Origin of the sequence: Gulosibacter sp. (genome assembly GCF_052090685.1) — a bacterium.
GTDB lineage: Bacteria > Actinomycetota > Actinomycetes > Actinomycetales > Microbacteriaceae > Gulosibacter.
The window spans coordinates 31,847-46,844 of the sequence record NZ_JBQDBE010000008.1 but is presented as its reverse complement, the minus strand read 5'-3'; the positions used below and the strand labels follow the sequence as shown (position 1 = coordinate 46,844).

The following is a 14,998-nucleotide window of genomic DNA, read 5'->3' as shown; positions in this document are numbered from 1 at the left end:
ACCTAAAGTTTAGGGTTCTGGCGCTTTCGGTGCCGATATATCCCCACTCGAACTTCGATGTCGGTGGTTGCGCATATGGTGCGGCTATCCGACAGAAAGCGACCGCCATGAGCTCCGACCGGTCGCGGTATCCCGGCCAGCCACAGTACGTTTCGGCACAGGCTCAGCATGATCCCTACGCCCCGGGCTCGGGCAGCGGCTGGGAGCACGAGCAGGACACCTCCCCGAAAAGCTACACCGCCACCTGGTTACTGGCACTCTTCTTCGGGATGCTCGGTGTCGATCGGTTCTATCTGGGCAAGGTCGGCACTGGGTTTTTCAAGCTGTTCACTTTCGGCGGCTTCGGCATCTGGTGGCTCGTCGACCTCTTCATCACCCTAAGCGGCAATGCAACGGATGGTGTCGGGTGGAAGGTGCGACCGACAAAGCAACAAGCGGCCATCGCTTGGACTACGAGCGCCGCGGCGCTCATCATCGCGGTCATCTCTGGTGGCGCCGGGGCCGGCGACGATAGTGACCCGATGCCGGTGGCGGAAGAAACGCAGGTGCAAGAAGCCGCTGAGGTTGATGAAGCACCCGTCGAAGACGAGGCTGCCGAGGAGCCGCTCGGCGTGGCGCCGGAATCGGACGAGCTCGTCGTGGATGATCAGCCCGTTGTGGAAGATCCTGTGGTTGATGAGCCGACAGCGGATCAGCCGCCAAAGGAGGAACCGGTTGAGGACTCCACGACCGTCAGCCAACGGGAGGCGCTCGAAAGCGCCGAGAGCTACCTTTCCTTCATGAACTTCTCGCGCAGCGGCCTCATCGATCAACTTGAATACGAAGGATTCTCGACTGCGGACGCGACGTACGCGGTGGACAATGTCGGTGCCAACTGGGATGCGCAAGCTATCGGTTCGGCCGAAAGCTACCTCGACTTCACCGCATTCTCGAGGACGGGACTCATCGAGCAACTCGAATACGAGGGGTTCACCGCAAGCCAAGCGACGAACGCAGTTGACTCCATCTCGGTGGACTGGAACGAGCAAGCGGCCGAATCCGCGCAGAGCTACATTGACCTCATGTCGTTTTCGCGAAGCCAACTCATCGACCAACTGATCTTCGAGGGATTCACCGCGGCACAGGCGGAATACGGGGTGAATTCAGTCGGTTTGTAGCGCGCCCAGCACAACCCGCAATCGAGCCAATTCGCCGCGGCTCACCAACTCGCCTATTTGAAAAAGTGCCACGAGAAGGAAAACGCGGCGCGTGTCGCCGCGTGTCGACCAGTTTCGTGGCACTTTTTCATGGCTGTGCTGCAAGGAGCGACTCAATCGCGAGGATGCGTAATGTGACCATTTCCTCGAACATCGCGTCACTGGTCAACGCCGGTTGTTCGGCAGCTTGTCGTGCGAGTGGCGCTGGCACCTCGGGTAATGCTTCGAGCCAAACTGCCGGGACCGGTTGCGCGAGCGCCTCGCGAATTGGCGCGGGAGACGTGTCGTAGCGATAGTCGATCATGAGGACGAATCCGAATAAGTCCGTAAGGAAAGCACCTCGAACGGCTACCGCCTGCTCGAGCGTCAGTCCCACCGACACGAAGAACTCCAGCATGTCTTCGGCGAGAAGGATTCGACCGGGATCCACCTCGGTGGGTGAGACCGTTTCGTCGAGTGAGATGAGTGTTGCCCGAGGATGCTTTCGGTACGCTTTGCGGCCTGCGCGGTAGGCAGCCCGCAGGGAATTCTGCCAGTCATTAGCGTCGAATTCAGGGGTCGGAAGCGACTGCACAATGAGTGCGGCGACGCCGTCGATCACGTCTTGCCGATTGCGCACGTGGTTGTAGAGCGCTTTTGGCGTGACCGTGAGGTCTCGCGCCAAGCGGTTCATGGTGAGCGCGGCAAAGCCTTCGGCGCCAGCAATCTCGAGCGCACGATCAAGAATTGCCTCACGAGTGAGAAGCGCGCCGATGCTGTGCGGCGGACGGCCGCGGCCGCGGCTAAATGGCTCGGGAGTCGCGCTCATGGTCGGAAGTCTACGAGAGGAGCCCGAATTAATACATAGCTATTGATTAAACATCCGTGGGTAACTAGGTTCACTAAGGTGACCCTTACTTCTTCGGATGCACTGCCGACCTCACTCGGAGCCGCGATTCGTGCGCATCGGCTCGCGCTCATCACTTCCGCTGCGTTCTCAGTGATCGCTGCGGCATGTTCGCTCGCCCCGTTCATCGCGGTTTATGCGGTGACCGTCGCACTGTTCATTGAGGATGACGCGTCCTCAATTCCGCTCATCGTCGGCTTTGCTGCAGCGGCATTATTGCTGCGATCCATTGCCAACGCGATCTCGACTCACGTCGGTCACGTCGCCGCGTACCGCATCCTCAAAGGCCTGCGGCTTGCCATCGGACGCAAACTCAACCGTCTGCCGCTCGGCCGGGTGCAGGCACGTTCGAGCGGCGAAATGAAGAAGATTCTGCACGACGATGTCGAACAGCTCGAAGAAGCCCTCGCTCACGGGATTCCGGACGGTGCGGCGGCCGCGGCGGTACCGATTGTGACGATCGTCGCGCTGTTCGTTCTCGATTGGCGCCTGGCGCTGCTCGCCTTGGGAGCGCTCGTGCTGCTCGTCGTAGTCTCCGCAATTGGCATGGTGCTCGCACAGAAGAACAACAAGGCGCTTGCGGAACACGCGCTCGTGCTCAATCGCGCGGTCATGGGGTATCTCCACGGCATTCGCGTGATCCGCGCCTACTTGCGGGCCGATTCCGGGTACGACCGCGCAAAATCAGCGGTCATCCGCGGCGCGCAACTCCAGGATGCGGCCACCTCCGGTCCGCTGCGCTGGCTCGTCGCGGGGATGAGTGCGGCAACCGGACTTGCCGTGGTGCTGTTGATCCCGGGCGCCGGACTCGGCTACGTGAACGGTGACGTCGACCTCGCGACCTTGGTGCTCTTCCTCGTGCTCTCGCTCGGATTCCTCGCGCCGATCATGACGCTCGTGGGGACGCTCGCAACGATCATGACGCGCATCCAGCTTTCCGCGACCGCAGTGCAGGAGATACTCGCGGAGGAGGAACTGACTGAGTCGCCGAATCCCCGGCTACCGGAACGCTTCGATGTCGAGTTCGACGAGGTCAGTTTCGGCTATCACGAGCATCAGCGCACCGTGGACGCCGTGTCGTTGCGGGTCCCCGAAGGTGCGAGTCTGGCGCTCGTCGGCGAGACCGGCAGCGGCAAATCCACGCTCGCGAGGCTGCTGGCTCGCTTCTATGACACCGGTGAAGGGGCCGTGCGGATCGGTGGCATCGATGTCCGCGAGATCGCGAGCACCGATCTCGCACGGATCGTCGCGTTCATTCAGCAAGACGAGTACGTATTCGAAGAATCGCTCCTTGAGAATATCCGGATCGCGAGGCCCACCGCGACCGACGAAGAGGTGGTGCGGGCAGCGCTTCACGCTCAACTCGATGACGTTGCCGACGGACTCACCAATGGCTGGCACACGGCACTGAGCGCGGGTGGCGGCGAGCTTTCGGGCGGTCAGCGGCAGCGCATCGCCGTTGCGCGAGCCCTGCTCAAAGACGCGCCGGTCATCGTGCTCGACGAAGCCACAGCATCCCTCGACGCCACCACCGAACGCCGTACCCTCGACGCGATCGCTCAACTCACGCGAACCCGCACCGTCATCGCGATCGCGCACCGACTGGCCACGATCACGGACAGCGACTCCATTGCCGTGATCGACGCCGGCCGCATTGCCGCCCAAGGCACCCACCGCGAGCTACTTGCTCGCCACGAGCCGTACCGGGCGCTGTGGGATGCGTATACGAGCTCCGAAGGGTGGCGAATCGAACCCGTATCGGGACCGACCGAAAAAGCCCACACACCCGACTCAGAAGCCGCCGAATTGTCGATCCTTAAAGCGCCGATCACTACCGCGACCTCAGAGTCCGTGCCGATCGCTGCTGCAACCTTGGGATCTGCGACCGTGACTACTGCAACTTCGCCACAGAGTGCTGCCACCGACCCCGAGCCGTGGGTGGCGATCGAGCGACAGAATGTCGGGCGAATGGGGTTCTTTGCACAATGGCGCACGCTGTACGGCCGAGGGTGGCAACCGCTGATGCGCCGCGGACTCGTGCGGCTGATCCTCGAATCATTGGTTCGCGGGGCACCGCTTCTTGCCGTGCTCGTGGTCGTCGTTGTCGCAGTCGGCGCGGGCGGGGCGGATGCGCTCACCGCCGGGTCTGTGTGGTTGGTTACCGGGGCACTGCTCCTCGCGCTGCTCGCCAGAGTATTCGCTTCGGCGTGGACCAATCAGCTCGTCTGGCAGCTGGCGGCGCAGTCGAAATCAGATCTGCAACTGTCCATCCTCGACCGGCTACGGCGCGTCCCACTGGGTTTCTTCCAGCACTTCGATGCCGGGCGCGCGGGCGCGACGGTGACCAGCGACATCCCGATGCTCGACTTTCAAAACATCCCCCAACAGGTCGCCGGTTCCCTCGTGCAACCGCTCTACGCGAGCATCATCCTTTTGATCGTTGACTGGCGGCTTGCGCTCGCGGCGCTCGTAGGCCTCCCGCTGTTTTGGGCCATTACGGTGTGGAGTGACCGGATCTACCACCGAGTATTCGCTGACCTGCACGAGGCTCGAGGGCGCGCAACCGCGATCATGCTGCAGCAGGCACGCGGGGCAGCGGTGATCCGCGGCAATCCGGACTCGAAACTCGTGCGCCGGTACGACGCCGCGATGACCGGGCTCGCTGATGCCAGTATCGCGATGTCAGTCAAAGCAACACCCGCAGCGGCACTCGGTGCGGTGGTTGTCGAACTTGGACAAGTGCTGCTCATCGCGGTCGGAGCCGCATTATTCAGTGCCGGTGCCGTGGGCGCGCCGACCCTGCTCGTGTTTCTGTTCTTATCGCTGACGATTTATCAGCCGATTCAAGAGCTCGGTGCGCTTACCGGATATCGACGGAATCAGCAGCAGATTGCGGCGAAGATCGGTGAGGTGTGGGATGCCGAAACCCTCGTTGAACCCCCGCAGCCCGCCGCGATGAACGGCACCGCAATCGACTTCCAGAACGTGACGTTTGGGTATTCCGAGGACGCGACGCTTCGCGGTGTGACACTGCGAGCCGAAACAGGTCAGGTGACTGCGTTGGTGGGACGCTCCGGCGCAGGAAAATCCACAATCGCGAGTCTCATTGCTCGACTCTGGGATGTTGATTCGGGATCGATCACGATTGGCGGCGCAGACTTGCGTGCGCTCGGCACCGCCAAAGTGACCGCGAACGTCACGACGGTATTTCAAGAGGTGTATCTCTTCGACGACACGGTGCGCGCCAATCTCACCCTGGCTCGACCAGAGGCCACGGACGCGGAAATTTGGCGCGCACTCGACTCGGCACAGTGTACCGATGTGGTCGCAGCCCTTCCCAAGGGACTCGATACCGTATTGACCGAGGGCGGCAGTGACCTGTCGGGCGGACAGCGGCAGCGGTTGTCGATCGCGCGAGCACTGCTCAAAGACTCGCCCATTGTGATTCTTGACGAAGCGGTGGCTGCCGTTGACCCGGGAACCGAAGATCGCATCCAAGCCGCACTTTCGAGTTTGATGTCGAATCGCACCGTGATTGTGATCGCCCACCGCCTCAGCACAATTACCAACGCCGACCGCATCGTGGTCGTGGACCGAGGCACAGTCGTCGGTTCGGGAACGCACGACGAGTTGCTTCAGACGTGCACGGAGTATTTCGCACTCGCGGAAGCGCAGGGACTCGCACCGGATTCCACGACAGTAGCCACCTTCTCAGGGAAAGAACCAGGCAAATCATGAGCCAGCAAGACTCGATTCCAATGGACGTGGCCGATGCATCCGGCCCCATCGCAACTGCACCTGCAGCCGGTCGCGCACGTCGACTCGCGCTGGTCGCCGCGCTTTATTCGACGCAAAACCTGAGCCTCGGGTTCTTTACCTACGCGTTCCTGACGATCGCGCAAGCCCGAGGCGTTGCCCTTGCGAGTATCGGTGCGGCGGCTGGGATTGCGATGATCCTGACCCTGAAGTTCCTGTGGGCACCATTGGTCGACCGCTTCGGTTCACGGCGTTTCGGCCACTATCGCGGTTGGCTTATCGCGACCCAGAGCTTGCTTGGAATCGGTATTGGCTCGCTTGCGCTCTTCGACCCGGCTGATGACTTCGGCGTGGTGCTCGCAGTATTCGCGGTGCTGTTCTTGCTCGCAGGGACACAGGATATCGCGGCCGACGCCGCGGCAACCCGGCTCTTGCGTCCAGAAGAACGAGGCCTCGGCAACGGCTTCCAATCGGCGGGATCGAGCGTGGCTCAAGTGGTTGGTGGCGGACTTGTCCTCGTGGTCTACGGCGTCGCGGGGTGGCAAGCGGCGGCGATAATGCTCGCCGTATTCAGCCTTCTGCCGCTCCCGCTCATCCTCGCGTGGCGGGAAGACTCGACCTCATTCGCACAACCGACACCGCACATCACGCTGCGATCCGCACTGGCATTTTTCGCTCGCCCAGCCGTGCGGCTGTGGTGCTTTGTGCTGTTGCCGATGTACACCATCGGCTTCACGATCTCGTACAACATGATCCGTCCGATTCTCGTCGCGGGTGGTTGGGATGAAACGCGAATCGGACTGGTCGTCGTGATTGGCGGGAGTGTCGTTGGTGTGCTCGCCGGGATCGCGGCCGGCGCGGTCGTGACGGGCATCGGTCGAAAGCACGCCCTCGTGTGGCTTGGGCTCGTGCAAGTGATCGCAGCCTTTGGCGTATTGCCCATCGCAGCCGGTGTGCTCGATGACTGGCTCGTACTGCTCGTTGTGGCACTCGGAAATGCTGCGTTCGCGGCGGCATTTGCGATCGTGTACACGATTTCGATGGATCTCACGCGCCCAGAAAGCGCGGGTACCGATTTCACATTCTTCACAACCGTGACAGCAATATTGATGGTGATCGCCGCAGGCGTGGGTCTGGTCGCGGCGGATGCATTCGGGATTTTCGCGGTCGTGATTGTCGCCGGGGTGCTCGCTGCGGTCGGACTGGTGGTGACGGTGCTCAGAATTGATCGAGTGCTGCACGCAGTCGATGCAGCCCCTCCCGAAGGGCCGTCTCACTGAGATGGGCATACCCGATTACGATGCTGCCACCGTCCTCCACCGGCGAAGCACTATTGAGGCTAGGCCGTTGCCAATACGCGGCTCCGGGGGAGACCCGAACACCGGCGCGGTCACACGCGTCGAGTAGCGCATCCTCGGCGAGCGCGGTGTGCACCACAGCGTGCAAGCCACCGTCCATCGGTGACACGGTCGCATGCGGCAGGTCACCGAGCGAGTCGAGGACGAGGCCGCGACGCTGCCGATAGATGCGCCGCATCCTCGCGGTGTGTCGGCGAAGTTCTCCAGACTCCAAATAGTCGGCAAATGCATGTTGGACCAGTGCCGATACCGGGGTGCCGAGATCGCGTCGAGTCCCGAGGAGTCGCGCGCGAAGACGCTCGGGCACACACAGCATCCCGATCCCGAGCGTTGGCGCCACGGTCGTGGAAAACGTCCCCAACAACGCAACGGAGCCTCGGCGGGGATCATCGAGCGCGGTGAGTGTGGGTAATGGCTGACCCACGTAGCGCAGCTCGGAGTCGTAGTCGTCCTCAACGATGAGGACGCCTTCCTGATTGGCCCATTCGAGTAGCTCGAGGCGACGATCGATCGGGAGCGAACCGCCGAACGGGTACTGATGGCTCGGAGTCACAATGATGAGGTCGGGTCGACGGTTGCCGCGGGGGAGCCGGTCGGTTCGGAGGCCGGCTTCATCGACGTCGAGTGCGATGAGTTCGCAACCGAGCCGGGTCACGGCACGTTGTAGCGAGGGGTAACCCGGTGACTCGACTCCGACGCGGATGGGATGCTCGCGATCAGTGTCGGAGGCAAGGGTTTGGATAATGAGCGAGAGTCCTTCGCGGCCACCAGCGGTGACGAGAAACTGATCGGAATCACGCGCGAGCCCTCGCATGCGACGAAAGTGTTCGGCGACACCGCGTAAGAACCGCTCATCGCCCGCGAGTGGGATTGGCGAGAGCTCGGCATCTGCTGCGGTTCGCCAGGCGCGACGCCAAGCGGGAGTCCGTAGCCAGTCGGTTGCGGGGCGACCCGGGAGCATATCGATGGCGCCGGAGGGTTGTGCTCGCGACTGTTTCGGCTGAGTGGCCTGTTTAGGTTGACTGGTCGGTTTAGGTTGACTGGTCGGTGTGGTCCGAGCCAGTTCGCGCACCGAGCGAGGCGAAGTCGATTCCGCTTCTGGCGGCGATATCGCGCCCGGATGCGTCAGCGGCAATCGGGGATTGATGCGGGTAGCGGAGCCGCGCTCACCAGCGAGATAGCCTTCCGCCGTGAGCTGCTCGTAGGCCGCCACGACGCTGCCTCGAGAAACTCCAAGCTGTGCCGCCCAAGCCCTCGTTGAGGGAAGCGGGTCACCCGGTTGCAGTGCGCCGCGATCAATAAGCCCGCGAACCGCCCTCGCGAGTTGTTGCGGAAGCGCAATGGGACTCTCTCGATCCAACACGATCGGGTATTCGGGGACGGCAGCGGCGCGCATTCGGTCAGTATCGCACAACTGGTCTATTGGAATGGGTAAAAAGTGGATCTAGGAATAGTCCAATCTTCGGCTCAGGATGGAGCGCATGACTAATGCAGCTGAAGAATCTAAGCCCCTCAACGCCGAGACCGGTACCCCACTCGTGAAGTCTGGCCTCGCCGACATGCTCAAGGGCGGCGTCATCATGGACGTCGTGACCCCCGAACAGGCCCGCATCGCCGAAGATGCCGGTGCCGTCGCGGTGATGGCGCTCGAGCGTGTGCCCGCAGACATTCGCGCACAGGGCGGCGTTGCCCGAATGAGCGACCCGGACCTGATTGACGCGATCATCGACACCGTCTCGATTCCGGTGATGGCTAAGGCGCGCATCGGTCACTTTGTCGAGGCACAGGTCTTGCAGTCGCTCGGCGTTGACTACATTGACGAGTCCGAGGTGCTGAGCCCCGCGGACTTCGTGCACCACATCGACAAGCAGGCTTTCACCGTGCCCTTCGTGTGTGGCGCCACCAATCTCGGCGAGGCACTCCGCCGCATCGCCGAAGGTGCGGCGATGATCCGCTCGAAGGGCGAGGCTGGCACCGGCGATGTCTCCGAGGCGACCAAGCACATCCGCACAATTCGCGGAGAAATTGCTCGACTGCAAGCGCTTCACGCCGTTGAGCCCGAAGCGCTCTACGCCGCAGCGAAAGATCTGCAGTCGCCGATTGGGCTCGTGCAATATGTTGCCGAGCACGGCAAACTGCCCGTTGTGCTCTTCACCGCGGGTGGCGTCGCGACCCCGGCGGATGCGGCGATGATGATGCAGCTGGGTGCCGACGGCGTGTTCGTCGGCTCGGGAATCTTCAAGTCGGGCGACCCTGCCAAGCGTGCCGCCGCAATTGTCCGTGCGACCGCTCAATTTGACGACCCGGATGCGATCGCCGCAGCCTCGCGCGGCCTCGGCGAAGCCATGGTCGGCATTAACGTCGCCGACCTGCCCGCGCCGCACCGCCTCGCCGAGCGCGGATGGTAGGTCTCGATCCTGCCAGCGTCACCGCGGGGATTGAACTCCTCAGGAATTCACCACGAGTCGGTGTGCTGGCCCTCCAGGGTGGCGTGCGTGAGCACGTCGCCCTGGTGGAATCCGTCAATGCTCGCGCGGTAGCGGTGCGGAAACCTGGTGACCTGCTCGGTCCGGATGGCGCGCGCATTGACGCGCTCATCATCCCGGGTGGCGAATCGACCGTGATCGACCGACTCTGTCGCATGTTCGAGCTGGCTGAGCCGCTGCGCGAACTCATCGGGAGCGGGTTACCGACTTTGGGCACCTGCGCGGGACTCATCATGCTTGCAGACCGACTACAGAATCCAGCCGCGGGGCAGCAGACCCTCGGTGGGCTCCACATCACCGTAGACCGAAACGCATTCGGTGCACAGCGGGAATCCGCTGAAACCCTGCTTTCGACCCGGTGGGGCGAAATTCGCACGGCCTTCATCCGGGCCCCGAGAATTGTGTCCATCGACCACACGGATGCTCGGCCAATGGCCACCTACGAAGGTGAGCTTGTCGGCGTCGAACAGGGAAGCATCCTCGGAGCCTCGTTTCACCCTGAACTCACCGGGGATACGACACTGCATCGACGGCTGCTCGGGATGCGGCGCGAGTAGCGCACGCGCAATCACGCACCGAGTTACACAAATCAGTGCGCAGTGAGCCCGGTAGAGTCAGCCCGAGCGACGTACGCTCAAAGTGCCCCGGATCGCGGATGGCGACACCCCGCACAACGGCGCCGATGTAGCGACGCCGACACAGTGCGATTGCGGATTCTGAAAGGACTCACCATGTCTACCGAAACTTCGCCACAAATCCCCAAGGGTGCTCGCGCCGCACTCGGCTTAGGCGGCCTGCTCGCCGCAATTGTCGGTGTGCTGATTTTGGTGTGGCCAGGAAAGACGGCCATGGTCGTGGCCATCATCTTCGGTATCTACGCGGTGATTATGGGGCTGGTCTATATCGGTCTCGGCGTTCGCGCGGGTGATCGAGGCTGGCTGTCACGCATCGGCCACCTCCTTCTCGGGGTGCTCTTCCTCGTGGCTGGTGCTGTCGCGCTCCTGAACCTTGGTGCCACGACAGTTTGGCTGGCACTGATGCTCGGCATCGTGATCGGCACCATGTGGATCTTCGAGGGCATCGTCGCATTCCTCACGCTGAAGGGCGCCGAATCGAAACTGTGGACCGGAATCTTCGCCGCCCTCAGCATCATTGCCGGAGTCATGCTCGTGCTGTCGCCCTTCTACATTGTGGCGCTGTGGTGGATGCTCGGAATCTCGTTTGTAGTACTCGGCATCGCTCAGATCGTTCGGGCAATTCAACTCGGTCGCAATTAGGTTGCTTGCGTAAGTTGCCTTGACTTACGCAGCGTCGCGAGCGAGTCGCTTCCCTTGCCGCATGAGGAGGTACTGTCGCGCGGTTTGCCACAACAGCACTGCGCACAGGGCGATGATCAGGATCGGCAGGATATTGCGGAAGAACACGAAGATCGATTCGAAAGCGAAGGCGTTCACGAATTCGATTCCTTCCATCTCCCAGATCCCAGGGGTGAGGTACCAGGACGCTGGCGAGGTGAATAGGTTGCCGGATTGCAGCAAGATCACCGCCGCAATCACCAGCACGAACAGCGCGGTCGAGCGCGCAGCAATTGCGCGCTGATAGCGCTTTGCCTTTGACTCGGCATCGGAGAAGATCTCGGCGTCGGCATTCGGTGAGTGCTGCGCGAAATACTGTGCACCGCCCTTCCTACTGCCATCGAGGTGGCGCCAGCCCGCGTCTTCAAAGAGCGTCACGTAGTCCGTGTGATCCTGTTCGCTCATTTCTGGGCGATAGTCCACGCGAATGACCGGAGCGGCGGAGCCTTCCGGTAGCTGTGCAAACTCATATCGGAATCCGGCGTGCTGCAGGATGTGGCCTTGCTGCGCCATGTCATTGAGCCAAGCCTCTTCATGGTCAAAATTGGTGAAGACTCGAAATTTTTTCATGATGTGGTGCTCCCATTCTTCAGGTGCTCGAACGTGGTGACGAGGTGAGTCATTCGTTGCGCATCGGCAGCGAGCGCTTCGAACCCGGCATCGGTGAGTTGGTAGACCTTGCGGCGGGCGTCTTCGTTCGCAACGCGCATGATGAGCTGTTGTTTGAGAAGGTTTTCGAGCGCTCCGTAGAGCGTTCCGGGGGCCATTTGCACGTGGCCCGCACTCATCTCGCCGACGCGCGACATGATCAGGTATCCATGTGCTGGCTGCATCAGTGCCAACAGGATGTAGAACGTGGTTTCGGTGAGTGGCAGTAGCGGGTGTCTGCTCATCTCAACCTCCTATATCGTCTGACTGACTATTACGTGCAACTGTACAGTTGAGCGATACTCAGTGCAACTGAATAGCATCGGTTTTCCAGCAAGCGTCCAGGGAGATGCAGCGTGCTCTTGTGCGGCGAGCTTGAGCGCAGGGTGACTTGCGGAATATGTCTCGCGATGAGCTGCCTGCCGCGGCTGGGCGGTGGTGCGACAATAAACGAATGATCAACTCCGCCGAAACGCGGCCATCGCAATCACCGACCCTGCATCTCGGAGCCATGCTCACCGCATCCGGAGCGCCCGACGACGAGCGTGCCTGGCTCGACCCCACCGAGCCCACCAACGCATCCGTGAGCCCGGACTGGTACCGCGAGGTCGCACGCATCGCCGAAGCCGCGACCTTTGACTTTGTTTTCATTGCCGACGCAGTGTTCGCTGACCTCGACGGACCCGCGCACTATCTCTCCCGCGTGGAACCGCTCTCGGCGCTGTCCTTCCTCGCGGCAAGTACCGAACACATCGGGCTGGTGGGCACTTTCTCGACCTCCTACCAAGAGCCCTATAACCTCGCGCGGATGCTCATGTCGCTCGATCACCTCAGTCGGGGTCGAGCGGGTTGGAACGTGGTGACCTCGTTGGGGGATCGCGCCGCCAAGAATTTTGGGCTCGACAACCAACTTGATCACGACACTCGCTATGCGCGCGCCGCTGAGGCAATCGAGGTGATTCGCGGGCTTTGGGACACCTATGAGGCGGATGCGTTCCCTCGCGATCGCGAGACCGGTCGCTTTCTTGAGCAAAACCGGGTGAACCTGCTCAATCACCGCGGTGAATTTTTCTCGGTCGCGGGGCCGCTCAACATCGAGCGTTCGGTGCAGGGGGAACCGGTGATCTTCCAAGCCGGTCATTCGGCGCCCGGTCGGGCGCTCGCGGCAGCCACCGCTGATTGTGTCTTCGGGATGCAGACCACCGTCGCGGATGCACTCGACTACCGGGAGGGGATCCGGCAGGCCGCATCCGATATCGCGAATGCCGGTGGCCACGAACGGCCCGACCCGAAGCTGTTCATCAAGGTCATGATCGCGCTCGCGGACAATCCTGAGGAGGCTGCGAGCGCCCGTCGCGACTACCTCCTGCGTCACGGCGCGCTCGACGAGCTCCGCGGCCGCGTCTCGCGAGCGATTGAGCGCGCGGTCGAACCGGGCGATGCATCCCTCATCACCGATCACGATCTCGCGCGCGGCCACGTGAACGAGGGCACGTGGCTCTCGGAGCATCTCGCAGCAGATCAGGATGCAGGGAACACCTTGGGTGCCTCGGTTGAGCGACTGCTCGGTCGCGACCGGCTCATCTTCGCGGGTACCGCCGAGATGATCGCTGATGAAATGCTCGCTTGGCAGACCGCCGGTGCGGCCGATGGCTTCATTATGCAGGTAAGTAATCGTGCCGAATTTCGCCGCATCGCGGCCGAACTCGTGCCGGAGCTGCAGCGCCGCGGCGCCATGCGCGAGCAGTACCCCGAGCACGCCACATTGCGCGAGCTGCTCGGGCTGACGGTCAAATAGCGAGCTGCGCTCGCGTCAAGGCAGCGCTCGCGCCAGGACCGAGGTCAGGCTTGGTCTGCGGGCACCGATTCTCGAGCAGGAGCGCAAAACTGCACCACAGCATCCGGAACGCAAGGCGTTCTCAGAATGCTGTGGCGCAGTTCAGACATGGTGGCGATTCGTCCTATTCACCGAGCGCTACTGCGGCACCATTCTGCGCGGCCGACTGCGCGACGGCGTCAAGGAGGCGCATATTGCGCAAGCCCTGCTCGAGGCTCGGGACGCGGGGGAGTGATTCCGCTTCCGGAATACCGGCAACCTCTTCGAGGAAGGCGCGAGCCTGATAGACGAAGCCCTCGTTCTGGCCGACACCGACACCGGGGGCGTCCATGGCGTGGCCGTTCTTCCAGTAGGGGTGGTTCGGGCCGAGGATGACGGTGCGGAAACCGGCGTTTGCGGGGTCCTCATCGAGGAGGAACACCGAGATTTCGCTGGGGCGCTCGAAGTTGTACTTGAGCGAGCCCTTCTCGCCGAACACCTCGAAGGACAATCCATTCGGGTGGCCGACTGCGACGCGGGAGACCTCGAAGCTGCCGGCGGTGCCGTTGACAAACTTCACGTTGAACGCCGCATAGTCGTCGTTTTCCACGGCTTCGCGCTCGGTTGAGACCTCACCGCGCTCGTGGCCAACCACATTGCCGATGGGCTTCGGGCGCGTGGTGATCACGGTGCTGAGCGTGCCGCCACTGACCGACTCGACCGGTCCGCCAAGTGCCTCAATGAGGTACGAGAGGTGGCTACCGACATCGGCGAGGGCGCCGGAACCGGCTGGTCCCTTGTAGCGCCAGGCGATGGCTGCCTGCGGGTCGGCGGCGTAGTCGGTGAGGTAGCTTGCCGACACGTGGTAAACCTGGCCAAGGCGGCCGGAGTCAATGAGCTGCTGCGCATAGGCAATGCCCGGCTGGCGGAGGAAGGTCAGGCCCACTCGAGCGATCGTGTCAGCGTTCTCAGCGGCGGCAACCATTGCCTCGGCGTCCTCGAGGGTGTCCGAAAGCGGCTTCTCGCAGAGGACGTGCTTCCCCGCGGCAAGCAGGCCTTCGACGATTTCGCGGTGCAGGCGGTTGGCGACCACCACGCTCACCACGTCGATGTCATCGGCCTCGGCGAGGGCCTGCCAGGTGGTGTCGTGTCGCTCGAAGCCGTAGCGCTTCGCCGTGGTTTCAGCGATGGGCTCGAATACGTCGGCAACCGACACCAGTCGAATCTCGGGGAGGGTGCTGTCGTAAATAGCGGATGCGCTGCGGTACGCGGCGGCGTGGGCTTTCCCAGCCATTCCGGCGCCGATGACTGCGACTCCGATGCTCTTGGTGCTCATGTGTCCTCCTAAGACGGTGAAGACCGGGCCTAATCACGGCGCCGGTGCGGTGATGAGGTCGAAAGGAATCGCGCCCCAATGAAGATGAGCCTATGGATGTAAATATGTCATGTCAAATGAATTTGAGGGCGGTTTTCGCTTGAGTTTCCGGGCGACAGCGG

The 14,998-nt window shown here is 62.3% G+C and carries 12 protein-coding genes; 7 read left to right on the top strand and 5 right to left on the bottom strand.

The annotated features are described in order from the left end of the window. The first annotated feature begins 107 nt into the window (after positions 1 to 107). Entirely contained in the window at positions 108 to 1,157 is a 1,050-nt protein-coding gene (locus tag ACTHXA_RS06825) for an Ltp family lipoprotein (protein WP_441670688.1), read from the top strand. A gap of 127 nt (positions 1,158 to 1,284) precedes the next feature. Here the strand turns inward: ACTHXA_RS06825 and ACTHXA_RS06820 are convergent, their stop codons facing one another. Beyond that, positions 1,285 to 2,004, bottom strand: a complete 720-nt coding sequence (locus ACTHXA_RS06820; RefSeq protein ID WP_441670686.1) for a TetR family transcriptional regulator — start codon at positions 2,002 to 2,004, stop codon at positions 1,285 to 1,287. Positions 2,005 to 2,082: 78 nt separating this feature from the next. On the opposite strand from ACTHXA_RS06820, the gene ACTHXA_RS06815 reads away from it, so the two are divergent. Then, a complete protein-coding gene (locus ACTHXA_RS06815; protein WP_441670684.1) occupies positions 2,083 to 5,820 on the top strand; it encodes an ABC transporter ATP-binding protein in 3,738 nt (1,245 codons plus the stop codon). Then, positions 5,817 to 7,118, top strand: a complete 1,302-nt coding sequence (locus tag ACTHXA_RS06810) for an MFS transporter (RefSeq protein ID WP_441670682.1) — start codon at positions 5,817 to 5,819, stop codon at positions 7,116 to 7,118. Before ACTHXA_RS06815 ends, ACTHXA_RS06810 begins: the two co-directional genes overlap by 4 nt. Here ACTHXA_RS06810 and pdxR read toward each other — a convergent pair. Beyond that, positions 7,057 to 8,592, bottom strand: a complete 1,536-nt coding sequence (gene pdxR / locus ACTHXA_RS06805) for a MocR-like pyridoxine biosynthesis transcription factor PdxR (RefSeq protein ID WP_441670680.1) — start codon at positions 8,590 to 8,592, stop codon at positions 7,057 to 7,059. The genes ACTHXA_RS06810 and pdxR overlap by 62 nt on opposite strands. A gap of 85 nt (positions 8,593 to 8,677) precedes the next feature. On the opposite strand from pdxR, the gene pdxS reads away from it, so the two are divergent. The 3 genes from pdxS to ACTHXA_RS06790 all read left to right on the top strand — a co-directional run bounded on the left by pdxS (position 8,678) and on the right by ACTHXA_RS06790 (position 10,959). After that, entirely contained in the window at positions 8,678 to 9,604 is a 927-nt protein-coding gene (pdxS, locus tag ACTHXA_RS06800) for a pyridoxal 5'-phosphate synthase lyase subunit PdxS (protein WP_441670678.1), read from the top strand. Further along, positions 9,598 to 10,239 carry a pyridoxal 5'-phosphate synthase glutaminase subunit PdxT gene (gene pdxT / locus ACTHXA_RS06795; protein ID WP_441670676.1) on the top strand — a complete coding sequence of 214 codons (642 nt, stop codon included), beginning with the start codon at positions 9,598 to 9,600 and terminating at the stop codon, positions 10,237 to 10,239. Before pdxS ends, pdxT begins: the two co-directional genes overlap by 7 nt. 174 nt (positions 10,240 to 10,413) lie before the next feature. Then, positions 10,414 to 10,959: an HdeD family acid-resistance protein gene (locus ACTHXA_RS06790; protein WP_441670674.1), complete on the top strand. Its 546-nt coding sequence runs from the start codon at positions 10,414 to 10,416 to the stop codon at positions 10,957 to 10,959. A gap of 24 nt (positions 10,960 to 10,983) precedes the next feature. Here ACTHXA_RS06790 and ACTHXA_RS06785 read toward each other — a convergent pair whose 3' ends face one another. After that, the gene (locus ACTHXA_RS06785; protein ID WP_441670672.1) at positions 10,984 to 11,607 is read right to left on the bottom strand and encodes a DUF2812 domain-containing protein; all 624 of its coding nucleotides are present in this window, start codon (positions 11,605 to 11,607) and stop codon (positions 10,984 to 10,986) included. Then, complete coding sequence (locus ACTHXA_RS06780; protein ID WP_441670670.1) at positions 11,604 to 11,930, bottom strand: PadR family transcriptional regulator; 327 nt, start codon at positions 11,928 to 11,930, stop codon at positions 11,604 to 11,606. The genes ACTHXA_RS06785 and ACTHXA_RS06780 overlap by 4 nt, the downstream gene beginning before the upstream one ends. Positions 11,931 to 12,139: 209 nt before the next feature. Here ACTHXA_RS06780 and ACTHXA_RS06775 point away from each other — a divergent pair, with 209 nt between their 5' ends. Further along, positions 12,140 to 13,483: an NtaA/DmoA family FMN-dependent monooxygenase gene (locus ACTHXA_RS06775; protein ID WP_441670668.1), complete on the top strand. Its 1,344-nt coding sequence runs from the start codon at positions 12,140 to 12,142 to the stop codon at positions 13,481 to 13,483. Positions 13,484 to 13,646: 163 nt separating this feature from the next. Here the strand turns inward: ACTHXA_RS06775 and ACTHXA_RS06770 are convergent, their stop codons facing one another. Beyond that, the gene (locus ACTHXA_RS06770; RefSeq protein ID WP_441670666.1) at positions 13,647 to 14,837 is read right to left on the bottom strand and encodes a Gfo/Idh/MocA family protein; all 1,191 of its coding nucleotides are present in this window, start codon (positions 14,835 to 14,837) and stop codon (positions 13,647 to 13,649) included. Positions 14,838 to 14,998 lie beyond the last annotated feature (161 nt).

What these genes read in the sequence shown, in the direction of transcription:
- ACTHXA_RS06825 (WP_441670688.1), top strand. Translation starts at nt 108, where the DNA reads ATGAGCTCCGACCGGTCGCGGTATCCCGGCCAGCCACAGTACGTTTCG.
- ACTHXA_RS06810 (WP_441670682.1), top strand. Translation starts at nt 5,817, where the DNA reads ATGAGCCAGCAAGACTCGATTCCAATGGACGTGGCCGATGCATCCGGC.
- ACTHXA_RS06785 (WP_441670672.1), bottom strand. Translation starts at nt 11,607, where the DNA reads ATGAAAAAATTTCGAGTCTTCACCAATTTTGACCATGAAGAGGCTTGG.
- ACTHXA_RS06770 (WP_441670666.1), bottom strand. Translation starts at nt 14,837, where the DNA reads ATGAGCACCAAGAGCATCGGAGTCGCAGTCATCGGCGCCGGAATGGCT.
- ACTHXA_RS06775 (WP_441670668.1), top strand. Translation starts at nt 12,140, where the DNA reads ATGATCAACTCCGCCGAAACGCGGCCATCGCAATCACCGACCCTGCAT.
- pdxT (WP_441670676.1), top strand. Translation starts at nt 9,598, where the DNA reads ATGGTAGGTCTCGATCCTGCCAGCGTCACCGCGGGGATTGAACTCCTC.
- ACTHXA_RS06780 (WP_441670670.1), bottom strand. Translation starts at nt 11,930, where the DNA reads ATGAGCAGACACCCGCTACTGCCACTCACCGAAACCACGTTCTACATC.
- pdxS (WP_441670678.1), top strand. Translation starts at nt 8,678, where the DNA reads ATGACTAATGCAGCTGAAGAATCTAAGCCCCTCAACGCCGAGACCGGT.
- ACTHXA_RS06820 (WP_441670686.1), bottom strand. Translation starts at nt 2,004, where the DNA reads ATGAGCGCGACTCCCGAGCCATTTAGCCGCGGCCGCGGCCGTCCGCCG.
- pdxR (WP_441670680.1), bottom strand. Translation starts at nt 8,592, where the DNA reads ATGCGCGCCGCTGCCGTCCCCGAATACCCGATCGTGTTGGATCGAGAG.
- ACTHXA_RS06790 (WP_441670674.1), top strand. Translation starts at nt 10,414, where the DNA reads ATGTCTACCGAAACTTCGCCACAAATCCCCAAGGGTGCTCGCGCCGCA.